22 protein-coding genes are annotated in these 22,282 nt (G+C 63.5%); 20 read left to right on the top strand and 2 right to left on the bottom strand.

The window, feature by feature from the left end; translation table 11 throughout:
* Window positions 1-184: 184 nt before the first annotated feature.
* The 14 genes from ACTWQD_RS15125 to ACTWQD_RS15060 all read left to right on the top strand — a co-directional run bounded on the left by ACTWQD_RS15125 (window position 185) and on the right by ACTWQD_RS15060 (window position 14,789).
* Window positions 185-1,144 (top strand): DUF6772 family protein, encoded by a 960-nt coding sequence (locus tag ACTWQD_RS15125; protein ID WP_443196940.1) that lies wholly within the window; start codon window positions 185-187, stop codon window positions 1,142-1,144.
* A gap of 8 nt (window positions 1,145-1,152) precedes the next feature.
* The gene (locus ACTWQD_RS15120; protein ID WP_443196939.1) at window positions 1,153-1,497 is read left to right on the top strand and encodes a hypothetical protein; all 345 of its coding nucleotides are present in this window, start codon (window positions 1,153-1,155) and stop codon (window positions 1,495-1,497) included.
* A 180-nt stretch (window positions 1,498-1,677) separates the two neighbouring features.
* Window positions 1,678-3,078 carry an ABC transporter substrate-binding protein gene (locus tag ACTWQD_RS15115; RefSeq protein ID WP_443196938.1) on the top strand — a complete coding sequence of 467 codons (1,401 nt, stop codon included), beginning with the start codon at window positions 1,678-1,680 and terminating at the stop codon, window positions 3,076-3,078.
* 38 nt (window positions 3,079-3,116) lie between these two features.
* Window positions 3,117-4,196 carry a LacI family DNA-binding transcriptional regulator gene (locus ACTWQD_RS15110; protein ID WP_443196937.1) on the top strand — a complete coding sequence of 360 codons (1,080 nt, stop codon included), beginning with the start codon at window positions 3,117-3,119 and terminating at the stop codon, window positions 4,194-4,196.
* Window positions 4,196-5,125 (top strand): ABC transporter permease, encoded by a 930-nt coding sequence (locus tag ACTWQD_RS15105; RefSeq protein WP_443196936.1) that lies wholly within the window; start codon window positions 4,196-4,198, stop codon window positions 5,123-5,125. The genes ACTWQD_RS15110 and ACTWQD_RS15105 overlap by 1 nt, the downstream gene beginning before the upstream one ends.
* 74 nt (window positions 5,126-5,199) lie before the next feature.
* Window positions 5,200-6,012 carry an ABC transporter permease gene (locus ACTWQD_RS15100; protein ID WP_443196935.1) on the top strand — a complete coding sequence of 271 codons (813 nt, stop codon included), beginning with the start codon at window positions 5,200-5,202 and terminating at the stop codon, window positions 6,010-6,012.
* 4 nt (window positions 6,013-6,016) lie between these two features.
* Complete coding sequence (locus tag ACTWQD_RS15095; protein WP_443196934.1) at window positions 6,017-7,039, top strand: ABC transporter ATP-binding protein; 1,023 nt, start codon at window positions 6,017-6,019, stop codon at window positions 7,037-7,039.
* Window positions 7,032-8,018: an ABC transporter ATP-binding protein gene (locus ACTWQD_RS15090; RefSeq protein WP_443196933.1), complete on the top strand. Its 987-nt coding sequence runs from the start codon at window positions 7,032-7,034 to the stop codon at window positions 8,016-8,018. Before ACTWQD_RS15095 ends, ACTWQD_RS15090 begins: the two co-directional genes overlap by 8 nt.
* A gap of 27 nt (window positions 8,019-8,045) precedes the next feature.
* Window positions 8,046-9,557, top strand: a complete 1,512-nt coding sequence (locus ACTWQD_RS15085; protein ID WP_443196932.1) for an FGGY family carbohydrate kinase — start codon at window positions 8,046-8,048, stop codon at window positions 9,555-9,557.
* Window positions 9,547-11,046, top strand: a complete 1,500-nt coding sequence (locus tag ACTWQD_RS15080; protein ID WP_443196931.1) for an FGGY-family carbohydrate kinase — start codon at window positions 9,547-9,549, stop codon at window positions 11,044-11,046. Before ACTWQD_RS15085 ends, ACTWQD_RS15080 begins: the two co-directional genes overlap by 11 nt.
* Complete coding sequence (locus tag ACTWQD_RS15075) at window positions 11,043-11,651, top strand: histidine phosphatase family protein (RefSeq protein ID WP_443196930.1); 609 nt, start codon at window positions 11,043-11,045, stop codon at window positions 11,649-11,651. Before ACTWQD_RS15080 ends, ACTWQD_RS15075 begins: the two co-directional genes overlap by 4 nt.
* 30 nt (window positions 11,652-11,681) lie before the next feature.
* Entirely contained in the window at window positions 11,682-12,728 is a 1,047-nt protein-coding gene (locus tag ACTWQD_RS15070) for a 2-hydroxyacid dehydrogenase (protein ID WP_443196929.1), read from the top strand.
* A gap of 184 nt (window positions 12,729-12,912) precedes the next feature.
* The gene (locus ACTWQD_RS15065) at window positions 12,913-14,106 is read left to right on the top strand and encodes a phospholipase D-like domain-containing protein (protein ID WP_443196928.1); all 1,194 of its coding nucleotides are present in this window, start codon (window positions 12,913-12,915) and stop codon (window positions 14,104-14,106) included.
* Between the two features lie 227 nt (window positions 14,107-14,333).
* The gene (locus tag ACTWQD_RS15060; RefSeq protein ID WP_443196927.1) at window positions 14,334-14,789 is read left to right on the top strand and encodes an SRPBCC family protein; all 456 of its coding nucleotides are present in this window, start codon (window positions 14,334-14,336) and stop codon (window positions 14,787-14,789) included.
* A gap of 66 nt (window positions 14,790-14,855) precedes the next feature.
* Here the strand turns inward: ACTWQD_RS15060 and pxpA are convergent, their stop codons facing one another.
* A complete protein-coding gene (gene pxpA, locus ACTWQD_RS15055) occupies window positions 14,856-15,596 on the bottom strand; it encodes a 5-oxoprolinase subunit PxpA (protein WP_443196926.1) in 741 nt (246 codons plus the stop codon).
* 3 nt (window positions 15,597-15,599) lie between these two features.
* Window positions 15,600-17,084: an amidase gene (locus tag ACTWQD_RS15050; protein WP_443196925.1), complete on the bottom strand. Its 1,485-nt coding sequence runs from the start codon at window positions 17,082-17,084 to the stop codon at window positions 15,600-15,602.
* Between the two features lie 198 nt (window positions 17,085-17,282).
* On the opposite strand from ACTWQD_RS15050, the gene ACTWQD_RS15045 reads away from it, so the two are divergent.
* From ACTWQD_RS15045 to ACTWQD_RS15020, 6 genes are all read left to right on the top strand, one after another.
* Complete coding sequence (locus ACTWQD_RS15045; RefSeq protein WP_443196924.1) at window positions 17,283-18,077, top strand: FadR/GntR family transcriptional regulator; 795 nt, start codon at window positions 17,283-17,285, stop codon at window positions 18,075-18,077.
* 173 nt (window positions 18,078-18,250) lie between these two features.
* Window positions 18,251-18,631: a DUF7793 family protein gene (locus ACTWQD_RS15040; protein WP_443196923.1), complete on the top strand. Its 381-nt coding sequence runs from the start codon at window positions 18,251-18,253 to the stop codon at window positions 18,629-18,631.
* Window positions 18,632-18,682: 51 nt separating this feature from the next.
* Entirely contained in the window at window positions 18,683-20,209 is a 1,527-nt protein-coding gene (locus ACTWQD_RS15035; RefSeq protein WP_443196922.1) for a putative bifunctional diguanylate cyclase/phosphodiesterase, read from the top strand.
* Between the two features lie 21 nt (window positions 20,210-20,230).
* The gene (locus ACTWQD_RS15030; RefSeq protein ID WP_443196921.1) at window positions 20,231-21,058 is read left to right on the top strand and encodes a class I SAM-dependent methyltransferase; all 828 of its coding nucleotides are present in this window, start codon (window positions 20,231-20,233) and stop codon (window positions 21,056-21,058) included.
* Between the two features lie 80 nt (window positions 21,059-21,138).
* Window positions 21,139-21,798 carry a Type 1 glutamine amidotransferase-like domain-containing protein gene (locus tag ACTWQD_RS15025; protein ID WP_443196920.1) on the top strand — a complete coding sequence of 220 codons (660 nt, stop codon included), beginning with the start codon at window positions 21,139-21,141 and terminating at the stop codon, window positions 21,796-21,798.
* A 219-nt stretch (window positions 21,799-22,017) separates the two neighbouring features.
* Window positions 22,018-22,233, top strand: a complete 216-nt coding sequence (locus ACTWQD_RS15020; RefSeq protein ID WP_443196919.1) for a hypothetical protein — start codon at window positions 22,018-22,020, stop codon at window positions 22,231-22,233.
* Window positions 22,234-22,282 lie beyond the last annotated feature (49 nt).

The following is a 22,282-nucleotide window of genomic DNA, read 5'->3' as shown; positions in this document are numbered from 1 at the left end:
GTCCATCGTCGCGGCGGCTGTCCTCCGTTGCACCGGATTCGCATTAAAAAACCCTTGACACAGCAAAAACATGAACGTTATCGTGAACGTTATTATTCCAACACCATCCCATCGGATCTAAAAAAATTAACGTTATCGTGAACGTTAATGTAGATCTACGAAATGTTCCTGAACGGAGCCAAAAGTGAGTATTGACGTTACAAACGAACTGGTCGACGCCCTGCGGAAGTCCGCTGTCGCCGCCGACCCGGCATTGTCAAAGTTCAATCCGTTGCCGCGAATTCTTGTTCATGACGATTTCAACACCGGCACGCACGGCTGGATCGAACTCATCGGCAATCACGACGAGCACGGCAACCTGGACACGGTTGACGATCACATGCGTGATTTCCGTCCGCCGCAGCTCAGCTCCTGCAACTTCTTCGACGTGGGAACTCACGGTGCGATGTCGGGAACCTACGCGCTGAAGATCTCCACCCGCCCGGAAGCCGGCCACACGGGGGTGGCCATCCGCCGCCTCACCATGGCGGGCAAGGGCAAGGTGCAGTTCGAAACCTATCTCGCCTACAAAGCCGAGGCCCACTCAGAGGAAAATGGTGCTGCCTATGAGGCAGGGAGCGGGGATTGGGATGCGAACTTCCACCCCTCTGAGCGCCAGTTCGGCGCACTTACTATCGCGACGGACATTTGCGACGGCGTCCGCTACCACTGCGTGGCCCGCTATCTGAACACCAGCCTGGACAACAAAATGGTCCAGGAATGGGTGTACCCGTCGGTGCCGGAGCCGACTCCCCGGGAGCATTTTGAAGGCAAGCTCAAGCTGCCCCGGACCGCGGACTTCACCGCCCCGAACCCGGAGGACTGGCACTCGTTCACCCCCAGGCAGGAATTGTGCTTCAACGAAGTCCCCACGAAGGTCAATTGGCATTATGTCCGCTGGGTGATCGATACCGAGACGCGTTCCAACGTGGAGTTGCAGGTCAACGATGAAATTTTCGACATGAGGGATGTCCCCGTTCCGGCATATGACGAAGAATACGGATCGCTGGGGAACCTCCTGAATTTCTACGTTTCCGTCCGTACCCACGCAAATGTCCGCAACTTCGTGTACCTCGACTCAGTTCTTATCTCCGTAGATTGGTAAACCAAATTATGAAACAGTCATTCACTGCCGTACTGGAAAGAAATACGTCTCTTGAGGGGACTTTCAAGACCGAACCCTACGAGGTGGCCTGGGCCAGCGAGGCCCGCTGGTTCATCAACACCCTGGCGATTGACGCCGGAACGGCCGTCAAGGCTCAGGTCCAGGTCTCACCCGACGGGCTGAATTGGTGCGACATCGAAGACGCGCCTCAGACAGTCTCGGAAACGGGCACCGTCAGCTGGACAACCTCGGAATTCGGAGGGTGGCTTCGGCTCAAGGGGGACGTGCGCAATGAGGGCGCGGCATCCAACGGGAGGGCGAAGGTTCAGATCTACCTGGCTCTCAAAGGCTAAAACGACCAACTGCAGCTACTGAACGAGGGAACAAAGATGTTCAAAAGGACGCCCGGTGGGCTTGAGGTAAATCGACGTAATTTCATGTTCCTCACGGGCGCAGGAGCGGCGGCAACGTTCCTCGCATCCTGCGGGGTTGGGGGAGGAACCACAGCGGGGGCGGACAGGGCCCTCAAGGCCGTGTTTGGTCAGCCCATCACCGATCTTGACCCCCACGCGGCGAACACGGCCGTCGATGAGGCGTCGCTGATCGCGAAATACCTGATCTTCGACACGCTGGTCCGCCGGAACGGCACCTCCATCGAGCCGTCCTTGGCCACGGAGTGGGAGCAGACCGAACCTACCACCTGGGTCTTCACCCTGCGTGAAGGCGTTATGTTCCACGACGGCACCCCCCTGACCGCCCAAGACGTTGTCGAGTCGGTCAAGCGGATCCAGTCAGTGACGTCGGCGCAGTCGCCCTTGTGGAAGCCTGTGGTGTCGGTCGAGGCGACCGGACCCGCGACCGTCACGTTCAAAACGGATGGCCCCCTGGGGACCCTGCCGGTCAACCTGACCCTGCTCTTTATCGTGCCGGCGAAGTCCGCCTCGACGCCGGGTTTCTTCACCAAGCCCGTTGGGTCCGGGCCCTACACCGTGGCGTCCTTTGTTCCCTCCTCCACTTTGAAGCTCAAGCGTGCTGAGTCGTACTGGGGTGATGCGGGCAAGCAGCCGGACATTGAGATGCCGTACATCGCTGAGACGTCCAGCTCGATCACGTCCTTGAGTACAGGGGAAGTGGACCTCCTGTGGCCGATCCCGGCCGACCAGGTCAAGGAGGTCGAGGCAATCGGGGATGCCACGGTGGAGCGGATCCCCAGCTACGTGTATTACTTCAACTGGTTCAACTGCAGCCGGCCCCCGTTTACGGACGTGAAGGTGCGCCGGGCCATGTGGCATGCCGTTGATATCAACAAGATCGTCTCCACGCTCTACGGCGCCGGCGCTGAAGTGATGACGGCGCCCATCCCCTCCACGGTGTTCGGCTACGCCAAGCAGGAGCCATACGAATACAACCCCGACCTGGCCCGGAAACTCCTGAGCGAAGCGGGAATGCCCGACGGTTTTTCGACCTCTCTGATGTGGTTCGCCGGTACGGGACCGTCCGCCACCGAACTGGCCCAGGCGATGATCTCGGACTGGGCGAAGATCGGCGTGAAAGTCGAGGCGCAGAGCATCGAGAAGGCCCAGTGGCTGCAGCGTCTCAACTCTTTGGACTGGGACATGGACCTGCAGACCAACACGGTCACGACCGGGGATGCGGATTTCACCCTCGGCCGGTTGTACACGACCGCGGCGAACCGGCTGGGGTACTCGAACAAGGAACTGGACACGGTGCTGGACAAGGCGCACTCCATTGGAGACCAGCCGGAACGGGAGAAGCTGTACGCCGAGGCCTGCAAAACTATCTGGGAGGAAGCTGCCGGCATCTTCCCGGCCAGTATTGTGACCGCCTACGGGCGCCGCAAGACTCTTGAAGGTTTCGTTCCAGTGGCCAGCAACCAGCCGGATCTGTCCCGCATATCCCTGAGCACCAAATAACGCCGGTTCATGGACCGGGAGACTGAAGAAGGTATCCGTTGAGTAGCAACAGAGCAACGCTGAAGAAGGTGGCCGACGCCCTTGGCCTTTCCGTGAACACGGTTTCCCGGGCCCTCGCGGGCAAGGACGCGGTGAAGGAAAGCACCCGCCAGCTCATCGAGAAAACCGCGGCCGACATGGGCTATGTCCCCAATTCCATGGCCAGGTCGCTGGTTCTGGGCAAAGCGATGACGATCGGGCTGGTCATCACGAACCCGTCCAACCCCTTCTACGCCCGGCTGATCAGCGCTGTCGAGGAACAATGCCGGAACCACGGGTACTCTCTGCTGCTCTTCGCCACCGAAGAAAATCCCGATAATGAGCGCTCCGCGGTACAGACGCTCTACCGTTGGGGCGTCGACGGCGCGATCGTCGTACCGTCCCAGCAGTCGGTGGAGTCCTGGGAACTCTTGAAGAGATACGACATCCCGATGGTTCTCATCAACCGCTACCTGGACGGTTTCGACTGCGACTTCGTGGGCGTCGACTACGAACAGGGCGCCTACGAAGCGACAAAGGCCTTGCTGCAATCCGATAGGCAACGCAGCGTCTACCTTCTGGAAGAAGACCTGGAAATATCCACCGTCCGATCCAGGATCAGCGGCTATGTCCGGGCTATGACCGAGGCGGGCCAGACGGCAGAACGCCATTTCGTCGAGAGAGTTCCCACCACGCGGCTGGATTCAAGCACGCTGCCCTGGGACCCTGACGCTGCCTACCGCGCAGCCAATGAGCTCATGGACAAGTTCACCCCGGGGTCGGCTGTCCTCGTGGGCAACGACTACTTCGCCTTGGGCCTCTACAAGGCACTGACCGAGGCAGGCCTCCGCATACCGGAAGACATTGAAGTTTTCGGCTACGGCAACCACCCGTTCTCGGCCTACATGCAGCCACCGCTGTCGACCATGGCTCTGCCGGCCGAAGCGATCGGTTCCGCCGCCGTGACACTCCTGATCCAGCGGATCGACCACACTGCGGCGACGGATGACGCCACCCATATCGTCAAGGCTGCGGAGATGATCGTCCGAGAATCAACCCGCCCGCGCCACAACGCCACTGCCTCCGCAGGGGTGGTCTGATGAGACTTTTCATCGTCAAGCGCATCTGGCAGACCCTGATCCTCATCTTTGGTGCGATAACCGTTGTCTTCATCGTGCTGCGGGCGATCCCGGGCGACCCGGCCCTGCTCATGGTCGGAGCAAACGCAACACCGGCGGAAGTTGCTCAGGTCCGTATCGAAATGGGGCTCACAGAGCCGCTATGGATCCAGTACATCCAGCACATGTGGGACGTGCTGCAGGGCAATTTTGGTGAGTCATGGAGACTTGGCGGGGATGCGTTGGGCATTACCCTGTCCCGGCTTCCTGCCACGCTGCTGCTGGCCTTTTACGCCTTCATACTCACGGTGGCTCTCGGTGTTCCGCTCGGAATTTACTGTTCCCGGCGCCCCGGGACGCTCCCGGACAAAATCATCTCGGTCATGTCTCTGACCGGTCAGGCGCTGCCAGCCTTCTGGATCGGCATCATGCTCATTTTGGTCTTCTCGCGATGGCTGAACTGGCTCCCGGCCGTCCCCGACGGAACGTTCCGGACGGCTATCCTCCCCGCCTTCACGCTGGCGCTTCCCTTCATCGGGTGGCTGGCACGGCTGGTCCGCAACGGGGCGCTGGAGGAAATCGGTAAAGACTACGTCCGGACGGCTAAGGCGAAAGGGCTGGCCCAGGGGACCATCTTCTACGTCCACGTCATGAGGAACACATTGGTGCCCATCGTGACGGCCCTGGGCTTCATTATCGGGCACTTCATCGCGGATGCCGTCATCATCGAGAATGTCTTCTCCTGGCCCGGCATCGGGTCATTGATGGTGGACTCCATCACCAACCGGGACTACTCGATCGCCGAAGCCACTGTCATCACCATCACGGTGGCCTACGTCATCATCAATTTCGTCGTGGACCTCCTCTACTTCGCGGTGGACCCCCGCATCTCACCGGAGACTGCCTCATGACCGACACACTCAGCAACCGCGTCCCAGCCGCAAAGCCCCGGACCAAGCGTCGCCCCAGAACCCTCCGCCGTCCAATGGTGCTTGGTGCCGGGATCATCCTGATCCTATTTGTCATCGCAGGGGTCTTCGGCAGCATCCTAATCCCCTACGACGGAGTGAACACCAGCCTCTCCGACCGGCTGCTGCCCCCGGGCGGACAGCTCAGCGGGGGAGGGGTGGCCCTCCTCGGAACCGACCAACTGGGTCGGGACATGCTGGCCCAGATTGTCGCCGGAAGCCGGGTATCGCTGACCGTTGCGTTCGCCACGATTGCCATTGCCGGCGCAGTCGGACTCGTCCTCGGCGTCACCTCGGGATTCTTTGGCGGCAAATGGGACGCCCTAATATCCCGGCTGGGTGACATCCAGCTGGCCTTCCCTTCCATCCTGCTGGCCATCCTCCTGGCCGGCGTCCTCGGTCCCAGCCTCGTCAACGTCATCCTGGCCCTGGCCATCACCCGGTGGGTGATCTTCGCCCGTGTCGTCCGGGCCTCGGCGCTCTCGACCCGACACCTCGATTTTGTCGACTCAGCCCGTGTTCTTGGAGCCTCCAACAGTCGGATCCTACTGAAATACATCATTCCCTCCTGCTGGCAGCCGCTGATTGTCGCCGCCACCGTCCAGGTTGGCCTCACGATGGTCGCGGAAGCTTCCCTCAGCTTTCTAGGGCTGGGCGTTCCGCTCTCCGACGCCTCTTGGGGAGCGACAATCGCTAACGGCCGGGACCATCTGGCCAGCGCCTGGTGGATCGCCACCCTTCCGGGACTCGCCCTCGCCCTCGTCGTCGTCTGCGTCGGAATCCTGGGCGATGCCTTCCGTGACCACTCCGACCTCTTGAAGAACGGATAAGACCATGACCTCGGAACGTTCAACCGCGTCGGTGCCGCTGCTGGAGGTGGCTGGCCTGTCCATCGATTTCAGCGCTGACGGGCAGGCCGTGCAGACAGTTTGCGACGCAAGCTTCACCGTCGAGGAAGGGCAAACCCTGGCAATCGTCGGTGAGTCCGGAAGCGGTAAGACCCTCACCTCCTTGGCGACGCTTGGCTTGCTCCCCCCGGGGGCAGAAATCTCCGCGGGGAGTATCAAGTTCCGGGGTGCCGAACTCGTGGGTCTGCCCGAGAACGACTGGCGCACCATCAGAGGCCAGCAGATCTCCATGGTCTTTCAGGACCCGATGTCCGCGCTAAACCCGGTAATCACCGTCGGCAAGCAGATCGCGGAAATGTTCATCAAGACCCGCAAGATGAGCGGAACGGAGGCCCGGGATGCTGCCCTGGCTCTGATGAAGGAGGTTGGCATACCGGACGAAACAAACCGTTATAACAACTACCCCCATCAGTTCTCCGGAGGAATGCGACAACGAGTCGTCATCGCCATCGCCCTGGCATTGCAGCCCAGCCTCATCATCGCCGATGAACCGACCACGGCGTTGGACGTCACCGTCCAGGCGCAGGTTCTTCGGCTGCTGCGCCAACGGTGCGAGGCCCGGGGCATGTCGATGATTATCGTCAGCCATGACCTGGGCGTTGTCGCCCGGTCTGCGGACGCCGTCGCAGTCATGTATTCGGGCCGCATCGTCGAATTCGGCTCAGTGGAACAGGTCTTCACCCGGCCCGCCCACCCCTACACCAAAGGGCTCATGGCGGCCACTCCGGAACGGTCGGGGCAGCGGCGGGCCGTGCCCATCCCGGGGCACCCCCCGGATCCCAGGAGCAGGCCCCAGGGGTGCGATTTCAACCCGAGGTGCCCTTTCGCCACCGAGGAGTGCCTCGTGTCCGTTCCTCCATTGCGGGGGATGGGGGCAGGGCGCAGCTGTGCCTGCCACCATGCAGAACGCGTCCAGTCCCACACCGCCACGGGAGCCACACATGTCTGAGAACACCGCCCTGCTGGACGTCGAAGGACTCGTCGCCGGGTACCAGGTCAAGTCGGCGTCCTGGCTGGGCAAGAAAAGGTCGGTCCACGCCGTCTCGGGTATTGACCTGACACTCGCCCGGGGGGAAACCCTCGGCATTGTGGGGGAATCCGGGTGCGGAAAGTCCACCCTGGCGCGAACTCTCGTCGGGCTGCTCAAGCCCCTGGCCGGCACCATCCATTTCGACGGCCGCGACATTGGCACCCTGACGGCCAAGGAGGCCCGGCCGGCCCGTCGGCACATCCAAATGGTCTTCCAGGACCCCTTCTCCTCACTGAATCCCCGCATGCGCGCCGGCGAGCTGATCTCCGAGGGCTGGGAAATCCACCCTGGAATCGTCGATAAGGACGAATGGGCTGCTGAAATCAGCCGCTGCCTCGAACGTGTAGGCCTTCGCCCTGAACACGCGAGCCGATACCCGCACCAGTTCTCCGGGGGCCAGCGCCAGCGGCTCTGCATCGCCCGCGCCCTTGCGCTGAAGCCTCAGGTCATCGTCTGCGACGAGGCAGTCTCGGCCCTGGACGTCTCCATCCAGGCCCAAATCCTTAACCTTCTGGAGGACCTCCAGAAGGAATCCGGCATCTCGTACATCTTCATTTCCCACGACCTCGGCGTTGTTCGGCATATCGCCGACAGGGTCGCGGTCATGTATCTGGGAACCATCGTCGAAACCGGTGACGCGGACCGGGTCTTCAACAACCCCCGCCACCCCTACACGCGCGCCCTGCTCTCCGCTGCGCCCAGCATGGACGACTGGATGAAAACAGAAGACACCGAAATCGTCCTCAAAGGTGACGTCCCCTCGCCCCTGGCCCCACCCACCGGCTGCCGTTTCCGCACCAGATGCTGGAAGGCACAGGAACACTGCGCCACCGAGGCCCCGGCCTTGGACCTGCGATCAGGTGACGACGCCGTCGCCTGCCACTATCCGCTCGACTAACTCCACCGGCCAAGGGAAGGACACTCCATGGCGATCATCAGCGTTGATGTCGGAACATCCATGATTAAGGCCGTCGCCTACGACCGGGACGGCTCAGAACTAGCTCTCGCCCGCCAGCACAGCACCGTTCTTCGGCCCAGACCGGGATGGGCCGAACAGGACATGAATGAAGTCTGGGCCGCCGTCGCCGAGACGATCCGTTCAGCGGCGCGACAGGCCGGGCGGCAGGTCGAAGCAATCACGCTCACCGGACAAGGCGACGGATGCTGGCTCGTCGATGCTGACCTGCACCCTACCGGGAACGCCATTCTCTGGAACGACGCCCGCGCCAGCGGGATCGTCAACGAGTGGGCCTCCGCCGGCCTGGAACCGGAGTCCTTCGCCATCAACGGAACCAGAACCTTTGCCGGCTTGCCTCATGCGATCATGGCATGGCTCAAAGTCAACGACCCGGCCCGGCTGGACCGTTCGGCGATGTCCCTGAGCTGCGACGGCTGGGTGTTTTCCTGCCTCACCGGGACCGCTGCCATGGACGAATCCGACGCAGCCGCCCCCTTCCTCGACATCCGACTCCGCACATACAGTCCGCGGCTCCTCGACCTGCTGGGGATTGCCTGGATGGAGGGGTTCCTGCCTCCCCTGCTTAGTGACGACGCCCGGGTCGGGCATCTCAGTCCTGAAGCGGCCAAAACCCTGGACCTGGCAGCCGGCACCCCTGTGGTGCTGGCCCCGTACGACATTGTCGCCACCGCCGTCGGCGCAGGGACAGTTTCGGCCGGCAGCGCCTGCACCATCCTGGGCACCACCCTCTGCACCCAGTCCGTCACCGTCGGTCACGATCCGGGGCTGTCGAAGGCCGGCGCGACGATACCCATCGGACCGCCCGGACAGTACCTGCGGGCTTTTCCCACCCTCGCCGGCACCGAGGTGCTGACCTGGGCGGCAGACCTCCTGGGCGTGGACAGCGCCGCGGCCGTCTGCGAGATGGCCGCAAACGCACCGGCCGGCGCGGCCGGGCTCATGTTCATGCCGTACCTATCACCGGCGGGGGAGCGCGCCCCGTTCCTGGACCACCAGGCCCGCGGAATGCTGCTGGGACTGTCCTTCGACCACTCGCCGGTACATGTGGCAAGGGCGGTGCTCGAGGGCCTGAGCTTTGTCATCCGCGACTGCCTCGACGCGTCCGCCACCTCGCCCACGGAACTTCGGATCTGCGGCGGGGGCGCAAACAGCGCAGCCTGGGCGCAGATCATCGCCGACGTCACGGGTGTGCCTACCGTCCGCTCAGCGGACACCGAGGTCGGCGCTAAAGGCGCTTTTATAGCGGCGATGGTCGCTCTGGGTGCAGATCCCGACCTCGATACCGGCGCGAAACGCTACTGCCACGAACGTGACGTCTTCAGCCCTGGACCATCCAGCCCGGCATACCAGGAACATTTCGACGGCTTCCTCGCCCTGCGCAGCACCGCCGGCGCGGTCTGGCCCCAGTTGGCTCAGATCCGCGCGGTCCCACACGGTAACCGGACCTATGCAAACTGACACCTCGGCCGGCGAAGACTGCTGGATCGGCATCGACCTGGGTACCCAAAGCGTCCGCGCCCTGGCAGTCACAACGACGGGCCGGGTGCTCGGCTCCGGAAGGCATCCTCTGGACAGCGTCCGGGACGGCGCCCGGCATGAGCAGGACCCCCGTCAATGGTGGAGCGCGGTCGCCGCAGCCTGTTCGCAGGCGACTGCGGACCTTCGCGGCACCATCAGGGGCGTCGCCGTCGATGCCACATCCGGGACCATTCTGCTCGCCGGCCGGAACGGACACCCTTTCACCCCTGGTCTGATGTACGACGATACCCGCGCGGCCGCTGAGACCGAACGCGTCAATGACCTCGGCCGAGACCTCTGGAAAAGACTTGGGTATCAAAAAATGCAGAGCTCCTGGGGGCTGCCCAAGGCCCTGTGGCTGCTCGAAAACACACCGCTGAAAACCCCGGCCCGGGTTCTCCACCAAAGCGACTTCATCAATCAAATGCTTACCGGCGGCACAGTCGCCAGCGACATCAGCAACTCCCTCAAAACAGGATGCGATCTGCTGACCGGTACGTGGCCGCAGGATCTGATGACATCACTGGGCATCCAAGAAGAGTCCCTGCCGGAACTGACGCTTTCCGGAACAGTCCTCGGACACGTCAGCCCCAGCGCGGCGGATGCGACCGGCATTCCAGCAGGCACCGAAGTCATTGCCGGAATGACGGACGGATGCGCAGCACAACTCGGATCCGGCGCCCTCACAGCCGGGGCCTGGAACTCCGTGATCGGCACCACGCTGGTCCTGAAGGGCTCCACCCCGGATCTCCTGCACGATCCCTCGGGCGTCGTTTACTCCCACCGTTCCCCCGACGGGGGATGGCTTCCGGGAGGGGCCTCGGGCACGGGTGCCGGGTACATCACCCGCGAACTGCCGGGCAGAGATCTTGATGCACTCTCCGACGAAACACCCCGGCACACACCCAGCGACACCGTTGTCTACCCGCTGGCCTCTTCCAAAGGCGAGAGATTTCCCTTCGTCGCCCCGGACGCATCCGCCTTTAGGCTGGGATTGCCTTCCAATGACGCGGAACTCTATGCAGCCCTCGTCCAAGGAATTGCCTTTGTTGAACGATTGGCGTTCGACCATCTGCACAGCCTTGGAGCGCCCACCGACGGGCCGCTTGTCCTGACCGGAGGCGCCAGCCGCAGCCGGCACTGGTCGCAGTTGCGCGCCGACATTCTGGGCAGGCCCGTGACGCTCGTGGACAACTCAGAACCCGCGCTCGGCATGGCAATCCTCGCCGCATCCGCCGGCGGCTCGGTTGCCGACACCGCCACAGCAATGGTCAACGTACGGGAGGTCATCGATCCCCAACCGGGAGCCACCCGGAAATACATGGAGCCGTACCTCCGGCTCGTCAGCGAGCTCCGGGCCCGGTGCTGGCTCGGAAACACACTGGCCGCCCACGCGACAGACAACGCCCAGAAAGCAGCCGCCGGATGACACGCATAGTCCTGACCAGGCACGGCGAAACTATCTGGCACGCCGAAAACCGCTACGCCGGATCGACCGACGTCCCTCTGACACCCCACGGCGCAGCCCAAGCACGCGAACTCGCCGGGTGGGCAGCGGCCCAGAACTTCGACGCTATTGTCGCCTCTAACCTGAGCCGGGCCGTGGAGACGGCACAGCTGTCTGCCGCGGCATCCGGGTTGGAGCTCATCCAGGACCCCAGGCTGCGGGAGCTTCACTTTGGCCACGCAGAAGGACTGACCGCCGCCGAAATTTACCTGGCATACCCAACAGACTATGGAGCGTTCGTCGCGGACCCTGCACTGAATCCGCTTCCCGGCGGGGAACATCCCTGGGCGGCGGCCGCCCGAGGCTTCGAGGCTCTCGCCGGGATCTGTGACGACTATCCGGACGGGCGGGTCCTTGTCGTCGCACACTCGACCCTCATCCGGCTCCTCCTTTGCAGCCTTCTGGGGGTGCCCCTCCGGGACTATCGCCGGACATTCCCCAAAATGGGCAACTGCGCTCTGACGGAAATCCAGCTGTCCGACGGCCGGGCCTCTCTGCTGCACTTCAACTCACCACTGTCGTCCTGAAACCAACCACGACCTGAACTGGGGTATCCCGTGTCCCGAATACTGACCGCCGGCGACCACTTCGTCCTGAACTCTCTCCTGCAGGAAGCGCTCTCGCGGCACGCGCCGGACCACCCGGACATTACAGAGCTCACCCTCCCCTGGCCGGTGGAACCTTTTCACCGCATCGGAGAGGTCGATGAGGCCTCCGGAAGCGAAGACAGCCTCATTGAAGCTCTTCAGGGTGTTGAAATCTGCCTGACGCAAATGGCCCCACTGACTGAGCGGGTCCTTCGGGCCTGCCCGGATCTTCGCCTTTTCGCCGTGACGCGCGGGGGCCCCGTCAACGCCAATCTCGACGCCGCAACCGAGCACGGAGTGGCCGTCACCTTCGCTCCGGGAAGGAACGCGACCGCGACGGCCGAACACACCGTCGCGCTGATGCTGGCCGCCGTGCGACAAATTCCGCAGCGGAACGCCGAGCTCCTCGCCGGCGCCTGGAGGAGTGACTATTACCGTTACAGTGACGTCGGACCAGAAATCAGCGGGGCCACCATAGGACTGATCGGCTACGGCGCCATAGGGTCACGGGTCGCCGCCATCCTTCACGGATTCGGCGCGCACATCCTCGTCTTCGACCCCTACATTCAGCCGGGAACACTGCCCCCGACGGCGACCCAGGTGAACACGCTCGAGGAAGTCCTGGCCGGCTCAGACATCGTCACACTGCATTCCCGCGTCACCCCCGAAACGACCGGGCTCGTCGGAGTCCGCGAACTGTCCCTCATGAAGCCCGGGGCCATCCTGATCAACGCAGCCAGAGGAGCCCTTCTCGACTACGACGCGCTATGCGATGTGCTGGAAGCGGGGCACCTCTACGGTGCTGGTCTCGACGTCTACCCCAGCGAACCCCTGCCGGCAGGTTCACGGCTCCGTGCGCTGCCCAACGCGGTACTGACACCCCACCTGGCCGGAGCCAGCAAGCCGACGGCACACAAGGCGGCGGAAATCGGCGCCGCCGAAGTCGGCAGATACCTCAGGGGAGAGCCACTACAGCACTGCGCCAACCCCGCAAACGCAGCAACTCGAGTTTCCTGACCGGCCCGCCCACGGCCAACAACGAAACCACTTCCGTTAACCCGGAGCACCAAGAATCGCTGAGGGCGGCTCCGGCCCAGCACATGAACGTTACCGGCGAGGTTCTGTACCCCTGCCAACCCCAAAACCCGGCACCGAAACCCGTTATGCATTGAACAGCACGCAACCAGCAAAGGAAAAGAGCATGCCCAAAACAACTCAAAAAACACTGGCCGCGGTCCTGATGGCAGGAGTGCTGGCCGTCTCGGCAGGAACCTCAGCCCACGCCCAGGCGCCCGGCGCCCTGAACGAGGCTGCACCGTGTCTCAACGCACCAACTACGCCTGTGACCACGGGTGCGGCCTTCAACAACCCGGCAGCCGGCAGGGCAACCGGGGTAGTGGAACAGATCTGCAACCTCGTGAACCAAGCCGCGCCCGGTTCTAAGATCCAGATCGCCAATTTTGTCATCTCCGGCACGGCCGGCATGGATTTCGCCGATACCCTGCTCGCCGCCCACAGCCGCGGCGTGGACGTGCAGATAGTGATCGACGGATGGCAGATCGACAAGCCCGCCGCAGCCAAACTCATCAACGAACTCGGAGTCGATGAAACCGCCTCTTCGTGGGTCCACGTCTGCAGCAACAAATCTCCCGAAGGCAACACCTCGTCCTGCATCGGCACTAAAGGTCAGCACAACAAGTTCTACCTGTTCTCCGAAACAGGAGGCGAGCAGGACGTCGTCGTGCAGTCCTCAGCAAACTTCACCGACGTCAACTCCAAAACCTACTGGAACAACGCCCTGACCATCACCGACAACCACAAACTGTACGAGGGCTACGCCGGGTACTTCGACGACCTCGTCGCCGAGATCCAGCAGCCGGACTACTACCGGACCGTCACCGCCGGGATGCGCGGCGGAAAGGTGACCGCCCACTTCTTCCCCAGCGCCACCGTGGACCCTATCGTCGAACGGCTCTCCCAGCTCGGCTGCAAAAACACCGGAAACACCGAGATCCGGATCGGCATGTCCGAATGGGACGACACCAGGGGCGGCATCGCAGACCGACTCGTGGAAATGGCCCAGGCCGGCTGCACGGTACAGATCGTCCACGGCCCCATGGACGACTCCATCCTCCAGCGGCTCAGCGCCCAGCCCGGAATCGACCTCCGCGAGCTCGACTCCAGCACACTGCCGGGCCGAATCCACTCGAAGTACCTGATCGTGGAAGACGCGACCGGAACGAATTCCGGCCGCAACCTGGTCATGACAGGCAGCCACAACTACAACGCAACCTCGCTGCACCGCAACGACGAGGCCATCGTCGAAACCTCAGACCGGGACGTCTACCTGCAGTACCGGGACAACTTCGAACAGATGTGGTCCGTCGCGCAATAAGAACTTGCAGGCCGGGTTAGGGCCAGCGGGCAGCATCGGCGTGCGACTCTCGCCGTGCCGATAATGCACGGTGAGCCCGCGGTATTCAGGTTCCGGCGGAATGTTCTTCGTTTCGCCGGAACCTGCCCGGGTGTTGAAGCGCCGACGGAGCGGCGGACATGCACGTGAGTCGGGGGAGCCAGCGCCGAGGTCCTGGGTTCACCAGCCGGACCTGCAATACTCAGACGATGGCCGTCTCCTTTGAGTGCACAACGCACACAAGTCTCCCCAAATCAGAGTTGTTCGACCTCGCCCGCAGCATCGACGCCCATAAAGACTCCATGGCGAAATCGCATGAGCAAGCGGTTGCCGGCGTGACAGCTGGCCTTATCTCCTTGGGCGAGGAAGTCACGTGGAGGGCCTGGCATTTTGGCCTTCCGCTGCACATGACCAGCCGCATCACGGAAATGCAATCACCCGACTACTTCGTGGATGAGCAGGTCAAAGGACCATTTCGGCGGTTCCGGCACCGGCACGAATTTAATGACAATGCGGCGGGCTCCACGATGATTGACAGGATTGAGTTCACGGCACCGTTCGGCCCGATAGGACGTCTGGCCGAAAAGCTTGTGCTGGCCCGTTACCTGAAAAGCCTGATCGAGGCGCGGGGCCGGCACCTTGCCGACGGTCCCAGGCCGGACTAGCCCCGCCGGACGTGGGAGCTTCGATCCAAACGAGGCCAGCCCCAAAGAGGGGCTGGCCTCACCCCGTTAGACGCTGCCGAGTCCTGCGACCTCGAGGGCTTCCCGGACGGTCCTGGCCACGGCCGGTGCCTGCGCGAGGTCGGAGTGCACGCAGATGGACTGGACTGAGACGGGCAGGAGTGTGCCATCCACCGTCGTGACGGTCCCTTCCAGCAGGGCCTGGAGTGTCCGGGAGCGCACAGACTCCAGGGTGCGTTCCTTGGGTCTCCGTTGGACGATGAGGTTTCCGTCGTTGCCGTAGTCGAGGTCGACGTAGAACTCGGGCACGAACGCGACCCCGCAGGCGGCGGCGGCCGCCTCGTGTGCTGTTCCTGCCAGCCCGTAGACGGGGACACCGTACTGTCCGGCGACCTCACAGATTGACCGCATCAGGTCTTCGTCGGTGGCAGCCATACCGAAGAGTGCCCCGTGGGGTTTGATGTGATCCAGAGGCGTGCCGTGGGCCGCGAGGAAGCCCACAAGCGCGCCGACCTGGTAGCGCACCAGATCGCGGGCTTCGTCGGGGGTGATCGCCATCTTCCTGCGGCCGAAGCCGGTGATGTCCGGCAACCCGGGGTGGGCGCCGACCGTGACGCCGGCGGCCGCTGCCGCCTGGACAGTGCGGTCCATGGTGCCCGGATCCCCGGCGTGCATGCCACAGGCGACGTTGACGGTGTCGACGATTCTAAGAATCTCCTCATCGTTGCCGAACGAGTGGATCCCGACGTCTTCACCGAGATCTGAGTTGATGGTGATGGTGCTAGTCATGTCCTAGACCGCCGGCGCCTTGCGGCCCTGCAGGGCCGCCTCGGAGGCCGCGGCGAGTGCCAGAAGCGCCCGCTCCCCGAACGGGACGGCCATGAACTCCAGGCCGACGGGCAGCCCCTCAGCTGTCTGCCCGGCCGGGATGGTGATCGCGGGGAAGAGAAGCTGGGATGCGATCACGGTGTTGGTGGGGTACGTCAGGCAGGTCCAGCGGTCCGCAAATATGTCCTCGCGTGTGGGTGCCGGAAGTTTGGCGTCCGGGAAGGCAATGGCGTCCAACTTGCTCGTTGCCATGATGCCGATGACCTGTCGCTGGAACGCGGTCTGGGCGAGGAGGCGCTCCACGTAGTGGGGATCGTCGGTGGGCTGCTCCGTGCCAGCCACGATTGCCTCCAGGAGATCCAGCTTCTCGTGATACTGCTTTGTCTCGATCAGGTGCCGCATGGAGGGAATCCCCACCGAGGGGCGGGCGCTCACGAAGTCGTTCATGTCGGACTGCGACCGCGTGGTGTAGAGCGAAGTGAAGCCCACCTGGTCCTCGAGGTTGTCGATTGTGATGTCGACGAGTTCGGCGCCGGCGGCGCGCAGGGACGACAGCGCGTGTTCGATAGCGCTGTTGACGGCGGCCCCGTCGGGGTCGGAGTTGTCCCCGAATGCCTGGCGAAGGACCCCAATCCGTTTTCCGGTCAGGGTCGCGTCGCGGAGCGCGTCCGCGTAGGGCCCGCCTTGACCCGCAATGACAGCGGCGGCGGTGTAATCATCGGCTTCGTCGAAGCCGACCATAACGTCGAGGATCCGGGCAGCGTCTTCGACGGTCCGGGTCATCGGCCCCGCAGTGTCTTGGGGCTTGACCAGAGAGGACATTCCGGCGCGGCTGATCAGGCCGGGGGTGACGCGGAGCCCCACGAGGCCGCAGAAGGACGCGGGCAGGCGGATCGAGCCTCCGGTGTCCTCACCGATTCCCACGAGGGAGAGATTCGCAGCGACGGCAGCGGCGGTTCCGGAGGAGGATCCTCCCGGATCACGGGAGAGGTCGTAGGGGTTCTTCGTTACCCCACTGCGCGAGGAGGTCGAGAACCAGGACGTCGCGAAGTCCGGGAGCGTGGTCTTTCCCAGAATGATGGCACCGGCGTCACGGAGCTTGGCGATGGCGGTTGCGTCCTGCTCCGGCTGGTAGTCGCCGGAGGCTATGCTGCCGAACGTCGTGGGCAGGCCGGCGGTTTCGATCTGGTCTTTGACCACGACCGGGACACCGTGAAGCGGTCCCGCGAGCCGGCCGCTTTCGGCGAGTTCCTTGTCGAGCCGGCGGGCTTCGTCCACTGCTGTTTGCGAGACGGAAATCAGGGAGTTGAGTTCCGGTCCGGACCGGTCGATTCGTTCGATGCGGTCCAGATAGGCCGTCACCAGATCCTCGGCGGTGAATTCACCACTGAGGAAGGCCGCGTGGGCTTGGGCGACGGTCAGCTCTTCGATGGGGCGTTCGATGGCCATGGGTTCACTGTTCCTTTTCTAGCGGTGTGCAGGGAAGGGGCGGGGTGTCAGCCGTGGTTCAGCGGGTCTCCAGCGCCCTTTGTGGTCATTGATCTCCGGTGACGAATTTCATTGTCTAACATTCAACATACGAATTATTACCTTCGGGTTTGTCCGATGTAAAGGCTGTGTTTCCATTGATGGGAAGAAGGGGGCGACATGTCCGGATTCGAGCCCGTGCAACTCGGGCGTAAGGATGCGTCCGGGCAAATCGCCCGGCAGCTGAGGAACGCGATTTCGCAGGGGGTCTGGCAGCCCGGCGAACGCCTGCCGACCGAACAGGAACTTGCCGACACCTTCGACGTTGCCCGCGCAACGGCGCGCGAAGGGCTGAAGCTCCTGTCTGCGACAGGCCTCGTGGTGTCGGCGCGGGGCAGCAACGGCGGAACTTTCGTCGCTGTGCCGGACGCCGAAGAGGTGGCCGAACAGCTCAGTGACGCGATCCAACTCTGGTACCGCGCCGGAAACGTGACGGTCCAGGACGTCGATGAAGCCCGCTGGGTTCTTGAAATGCACTGCGTGGACCTGGCGGCCCGGCGCCGAACCGAAGATGACCTTGAAGCTATCCGCCGCCCGGTGGAGGCATCGAGGGACCTCAGTATCGACATGGCCAGCTGGCTGGACCTCGATCTGTTGTTCCACACGGCCATCACGAAAGCCGCGAAGAATAAGATCCTGGAGCTCGCCATGACCGCCGTGCACCTGGCCCGGCCTGCGACGAATTCGGTGTTCGTCTCGTTCCTGGACCGCAAAGCCGTGACCGACCAGCACGAGGCCATTTACCTGGCAATCGCCGCAGGCGATGCGCAGGGCGCGCAGGCGGCCTTCCAGCGACACGTCGGCTACCTCGATGCGACGCGAAAAGAAGCGCTGGATGAGACCGACGCTGCCGACGTCCTCGTGGCGACCCTGCCAGAGGTGCACCGAGGCTCAACTGAGAATCAGGGCAGCTGACAACCGCTGTTACGACCGCTGCTCCCGGATGCCTTCCGCATCGTAAAGCCCGCACAGGATATCCGTCTGCCGCATGACACCCCTCGCGGTCTTCCGGTTCAACAGTCCGCGCGGAATCCGGGGGTACCGTTGAGACGTTGCCGAACAGGTCGGCAGCCCATTCAGGAGGCGACATGGCCGTAGCACCGGAGACCGTGGACGGCGGCAAAGGCAGCGTCGAACTGCGCGACGACGGCTTCGTCCACTTGCGGTGGTTGTCCGGGATCAACATTGAGGTTGAGGACGCCAGGGCTGCAATGGCGAAAGTCAACGAGGTATGCCAGGGCGTGCCACATCCGATGCTGGTCGATATGGCGTCCGTCGCTTCCGTCAGCCGGGAAGCCAGGAGCATCTGGTCCATTCCCTGCGATGCCTCCCGCATCGCCCTGCTGGGGCGATCCCCCGTAGACCGGGTGCTGGCGAACTTCTTTCTCGGCGTCCACATACCTCCCTGCCCCACCCGGTTCTTCACTTCCCGCAGCGAGGCAACGGACTGGCTCAATGCCGTCCGGTAAACGCGATAATCCACGCCGATTCCTTCCGCGCCAGCCCGCGTTGCGGGACGCATGAATCCGGCAGACGGCGCTGAGGACCCCCGCCTGGAGCACCTGGTTGACGGCATTGTCCGGCTTGCCGCCGGGGAGCTGGATGCGCGCATCGAGCCCTCGGAAAAGGGCGACGCCATTGACGCGGTCATTACCGGGGTCAACCTCCTGGCAGAGGAGCTCGGGCATATCTACACGGAGCTGGAGGAGCGCGTGGCCGCCCGGACGGCCATGCTGCGCCGGACGCAGGTGGAGCTGGAGCAAATGGCGAAGACCGACGCTTTAACCGGCCTGGCCAACAGGACCCTGCTCAATGAGCGGATTCAGGAGGCCATCCGGACCGGCACTGACAGCGGTGGCGCACCGGCCGTGCTTGTCTTGGATCTTGATTCCTTCAAAGCCATCAACGACACACTGGGCCACAGCGCCGGCGATGCCGTTCTCATCGAAATCTCCCGCCGCCTCCGCTCCGTCGTCCGGGCCTCGGACACTGTAGCCCGGCTTGGAGGTGATGAATTCGCGGCGCTCATCACCGGAGCGAACGCGGACGAAGTTCTGCTTATTGCTCACCGCGCGTGGGAAGCCATTCAGGAACGCATCGGTATCGGAACGGAATCGGTGTGGCCCACAGCCAGCATCGGAATTTCCCTCAGCGACGGTAGCTACTCGGCAGAGGAACTCATGCGGGATGCCGATATTGCCATGTACCAGGCCAAAGCCCAGGGCAGGAACAAGGTCCAACTTTTCCACCCGGACATGCTTGACGCCGTTCAGGAGCGATCCCGCATCACCACCGAATTGCGAACGGCAGCCGCCAGCGGCCAACTGGCGTTGCTCTATCAACCCGTCATTGAGCTGGCCTCAGGACGGGTCACCGGCGTCGAAGCCCTCATCCGGTGGCACCACCCGGTCCACGGGACCATCATGCCGGACAACTTCATCAGCATCGCGGAAGAGACCGGCCTGATCCTGGAACTGGGACGGTGGGTGCTGCACGAGGGGGTAGCCCAACTGTGCCGGTGGAAGCAGCAGGCCCCGCAGTTGACGGATTTCCGCCTGCACATCAACCTCTCGGCAGCCGAACTGCTTCGCAGCGATCTGGTCGCCGACGTCACGGAAAGCCTGACCACCAACGAGATTGAACCCTCCCGGCTGGTCCTGGAAATTACCGAGAGTGTCCTGATGTCCCGAAAATCGGTGGAACAACAGGTGCTGGAGAAGCTCCGCGCCCTCGGCGTCGGACTGCAGATCGACGACTTCGGCACCGGCTACTCATCCATCAGCTATCTTCGTGAACTCCCCGCGGACACTGTCAAAGTCGACCGGTCCCTGATCAAAAACCTCGAAACCGACCTCCGCCAACAGAAATTCGTCGCTGCCATTCTCCAGCTCATATCGGCAGCGGAACTCGAAGCAATCGTCGAAGGCATCGAAACCGCCGGACAAGCCGCCGCGCTGCAGGCAATGGGCTGCCTGTACGGGCAGGGCTACTACTACGGACGCCCCGTTCCCGCCGCGGAGATACTTCCTCGAATCAGCCCTTCGTAGCCTCAAATGTAAGGTGGTTTCATGTCGAAACTCTGGGACCGGATGCTGCTCGTCCCTACGGTTGTACGCCTGGCCTCCCGCGCCCCGCGGAACCCGCATACCGCCTGGGAACAATACTGGACCGGCATACAAACCACCGGTCTCAACGGGGACGTCCTCTGGGACTCAGATTCCCCGGCCGAGCGCCAACAGTACACAGACCTGGTCCTTGCGCACTTTGATCCGGCCCTGCCCGTCATCGACGTCGGCTGCGGCAACGGCACCTACACCCGGTGGCTTGCCACTCTCTTCCCGAAGGTGATCGGCGTCGACGTCTCCGCCGGCGCCATTGCCAGGGCCACGCGGGAAGCCCGCCACACCCCCAATTGCTCCTTCACGGTGCTGGACGCCACGCAGGAGGGCGCCGGGGACCTCCTGCTGGATGAGTGGGGACCCGCGAACGTCTTCGTCCGCGGAGTGTTTCACGTCCTGAAGCCAAACAAACAGGCCGCGATGGTGGAAAACCTCAAGACGGTAGCCGGAAAGACGGGCCGCGTGTTTCTGGCAGAAACAAATTTCCCCGGAAACAGCCTGGAGTACCTCGCGAAACTTGGTGCGACCAGCAACCACGTGCCCGGCCAGCTTCAGCGGGCGCTGGAAAACCTGCCCCGCCCGGGACGCTTCGGCGCCCGGGAACGGCTGGGAGTCTTCCCCGAAACGGACTGGCGCGTCATCGCCGACGGGCCGGTCAACATCGAGGTGGTCCCCATGGGCCCCGCCGGTCACCCCCAGCGGGTGCCGGGCTACTTCGCGCTGATGGCAGCCGCCCACCCGACAGCAGTGCAACCCACCGCGTCAGGGACGCCTTAGCTCCTTGGATCGGCCGGCGACTTCCGGCTCCGCGTCTTCAGCTACATCGACCATCCGTCCACGAACCTTTGGGGGTACCTGTGAAGCTCTTGCTGACATCAGGCGGCGTGACGAACCCGAGCATCCGTTCCGCGCTGGTCCAGCTTCTCGACAAGCCGATCGACCAGTGCCGCGCACTGGTCATTCCGACAGCCCAGTGGGGCCACCCGATGTGCGGACCGGCATCGGTGCGGGGCCTCCTTGCCGGCGGGCCAGACTCCCGCCACCTGTCCGGCCTGGGCTGGGCCTCACTCGGCGTCCTCGAGCTCACCGCGCTGCCCACCATCGGCGCGGAGCGGTGGGTCCCCTGGGTGCAGGAGGCCGACGTGCTCCTGGTCGACGGCGGCGACGCGACGTACCTGTCTCACTGGATGCGGGAGTCCGGGCTGGCCGACTTTTTGCCGTCGCTGTCCGACACGGTGTGGGTGGGAGTGAGTGCCGGAAGCATGGTGATGACGCCCAGGATCGGGCAGAACTTCGTCGCGTGGCCGGCCGCACCGGACGACCGCACCCTGGGGGTGGTGGACTTCTCGATCTTCCCGCATCTGGACGCGTTTCCAACCAACACGCTGGCCCAAGCAGAGCGGTGGGCAGCCGATATTGGTGTTCCTTCCTACGCCATCGACGAGCAGACAGCCATCAAGGTGGTTAACGGCTCCGTCGAGGTGGTCTCCGAAGGGCAGTGGACGAAGTTCGGATGACCGCCGAGGCCTAGCTCCAGCAGCCGACGTCGACCGCGTCGAAACCAGCTGTATGAAATCAGCAGTCAGCAGTGGGGCCACACGCCGGCCATAGGCAGCGTTATCGTTGACGACTACCGGCCCGGACTGCCTACGGAACGGCCAACCTCTAGCGAAGTACCGCGGGTCCCCTGCGCGGCGCGTTTGCCGGGATCCGTCCGCAGACGTAGCCTCGGCAGCATGAGTGCTGAAGGAAAATCCGGGTCAGAGCCAGGCGGCCGGTCGAAGGGAAGCGGGGCGGGGGCCTTCCTGCCCATCGGGATCGTCTTCCTCGCCGTCGCGGTCGTCATGATGTTCCTGGGCACCACCGCGTGGATCGCTTTCTTCTCCATGGGCATCACGTTTCTCATCCTGGGGCTGCAGAAGCCTGAGTCCCGGAAGGGCGGGCGGCAGTAACCTGCCGCGCCTCCGGGCCCGCTCCCGGCACCAGCAGCCCGGGCAGCAA

This window comes from Pseudarthrobacter sp. 1C304, from assembly GCF_052245515.1.
Classification (GTDB): Bacteria; Actinomycetota; Actinomycetes; order Actinomycetales; family Micrococcaceae; genus Arthrobacter.
Note: the sequence above shows the minus strand (reverse complement) of the source record. Positions and strands in the feature narration are given on the sequence as shown.

What these genes read in the sequence shown, in the direction of transcription:
- ACTWQD_RS15120 (WP_443196939.1), top strand. Translation starts at nt 1,153, where the DNA reads ATGAAACAGTCATTCACTGCCGTACTGGAAAGAAATACGTCTCTTGAG.
- ACTWQD_RS15105 (WP_443196936.1), top strand. Translation starts at nt 4,196, where the DNA reads ATGAGACTTTTCATCGTCAAGCGCATCTGGCAGACCCTGATCCTCATC.
- ACTWQD_RS15100 (WP_443196935.1), top strand. Translation starts at nt 5,200, where the DNA reads ATGGTGCTTGGTGCCGGGATCATCCTGATCCTATTTGTCATCGCAGGG.
- ACTWQD_RS15095 (WP_443196934.1), top strand. Translation starts at nt 6,017, where the DNA reads ATGACCTCGGAACGTTCAACCGCGTCGGTGCCGCTGCTGGAGGTGGCT.
- ACTWQD_RS15090 (WP_443196933.1), top strand. Translation starts at nt 7,032, where the DNA reads ATGTCTGAGAACACCGCCCTGCTGGACGTCGAAGGACTCGTCGCCGGG.
- ACTWQD_RS15085 (WP_443196932.1), top strand. Translation starts at nt 8,046, where the DNA reads ATGGCGATCATCAGCGTTGATGTCGGAACATCCATGATTAAGGCCGTC.
- ACTWQD_RS15080 (WP_443196931.1), top strand. Translation starts at nt 9,547, where the DNA reads ATGCAAACTGACACCTCGGCCGGCGAAGACTGCTGGATCGGCATCGAC.
- ACTWQD_RS15075 (WP_443196930.1), top strand. Translation starts at nt 11,043, where the DNA reads ATGACACGCATAGTCCTGACCAGGCACGGCGAAACTATCTGGCACGCC.
- ACTWQD_RS15065 (WP_443196928.1), top strand. Translation starts at nt 12,913, where the DNA reads ATGCCCAAAACAACTCAAAAAACACTGGCCGCGGTCCTGATGGCAGGA.
- ACTWQD_RS15060 (WP_443196927.1), top strand. Translation starts at nt 14,334, where the DNA reads ATGGCCGTCTCCTTTGAGTGCACAACGCACACAAGTCTCCCCAAATCA.
- pxpA (WP_443196926.1), bottom strand. Translation starts at nt 15,596, where the DNA reads ATGACTAGCACCATCACCATCAACTCAGATCTCGGTGAAGACGTCGGG.
- ACTWQD_RS15050 (WP_443196925.1), bottom strand. Translation starts at nt 17,084, where the DNA reads ATGGCCATCGAACGCCCCATCGAAGAGCTGACCGTCGCCCAAGCCCAC.
- ACTWQD_RS15045 (WP_443196924.1), top strand. Translation starts at nt 17,283, where the DNA reads ATGTCCGGATTCGAGCCCGTGCAACTCGGGCGTAAGGATGCGTCCGGG.
- ACTWQD_RS15040 (WP_443196923.1), top strand. Translation starts at nt 18,251, where the DNA reads ATGGCCGTAGCACCGGAGACCGTGGACGGCGGCAAAGGCAGCGTCGAA.
- ACTWQD_RS15035 (WP_443196922.1), top strand. Translation starts at nt 18,683, where the DNA reads ATGAATCCGGCAGACGGCGCTGAGGACCCCCGCCTGGAGCACCTGGTT.
- ACTWQD_RS15030 (WP_443196921.1), top strand. Translation starts at nt 20,231, where the DNA reads ATGTCGAAACTCTGGGACCGGATGCTGCTCGTCCCTACGGTTGTACGC.
- ACTWQD_RS15020 (WP_443196919.1), top strand. Translation starts at nt 22,018, where the DNA reads ATGAGTGCTGAAGGAAAATCCGGGTCAGAGCCAGGCGGCCGGTCGAAG.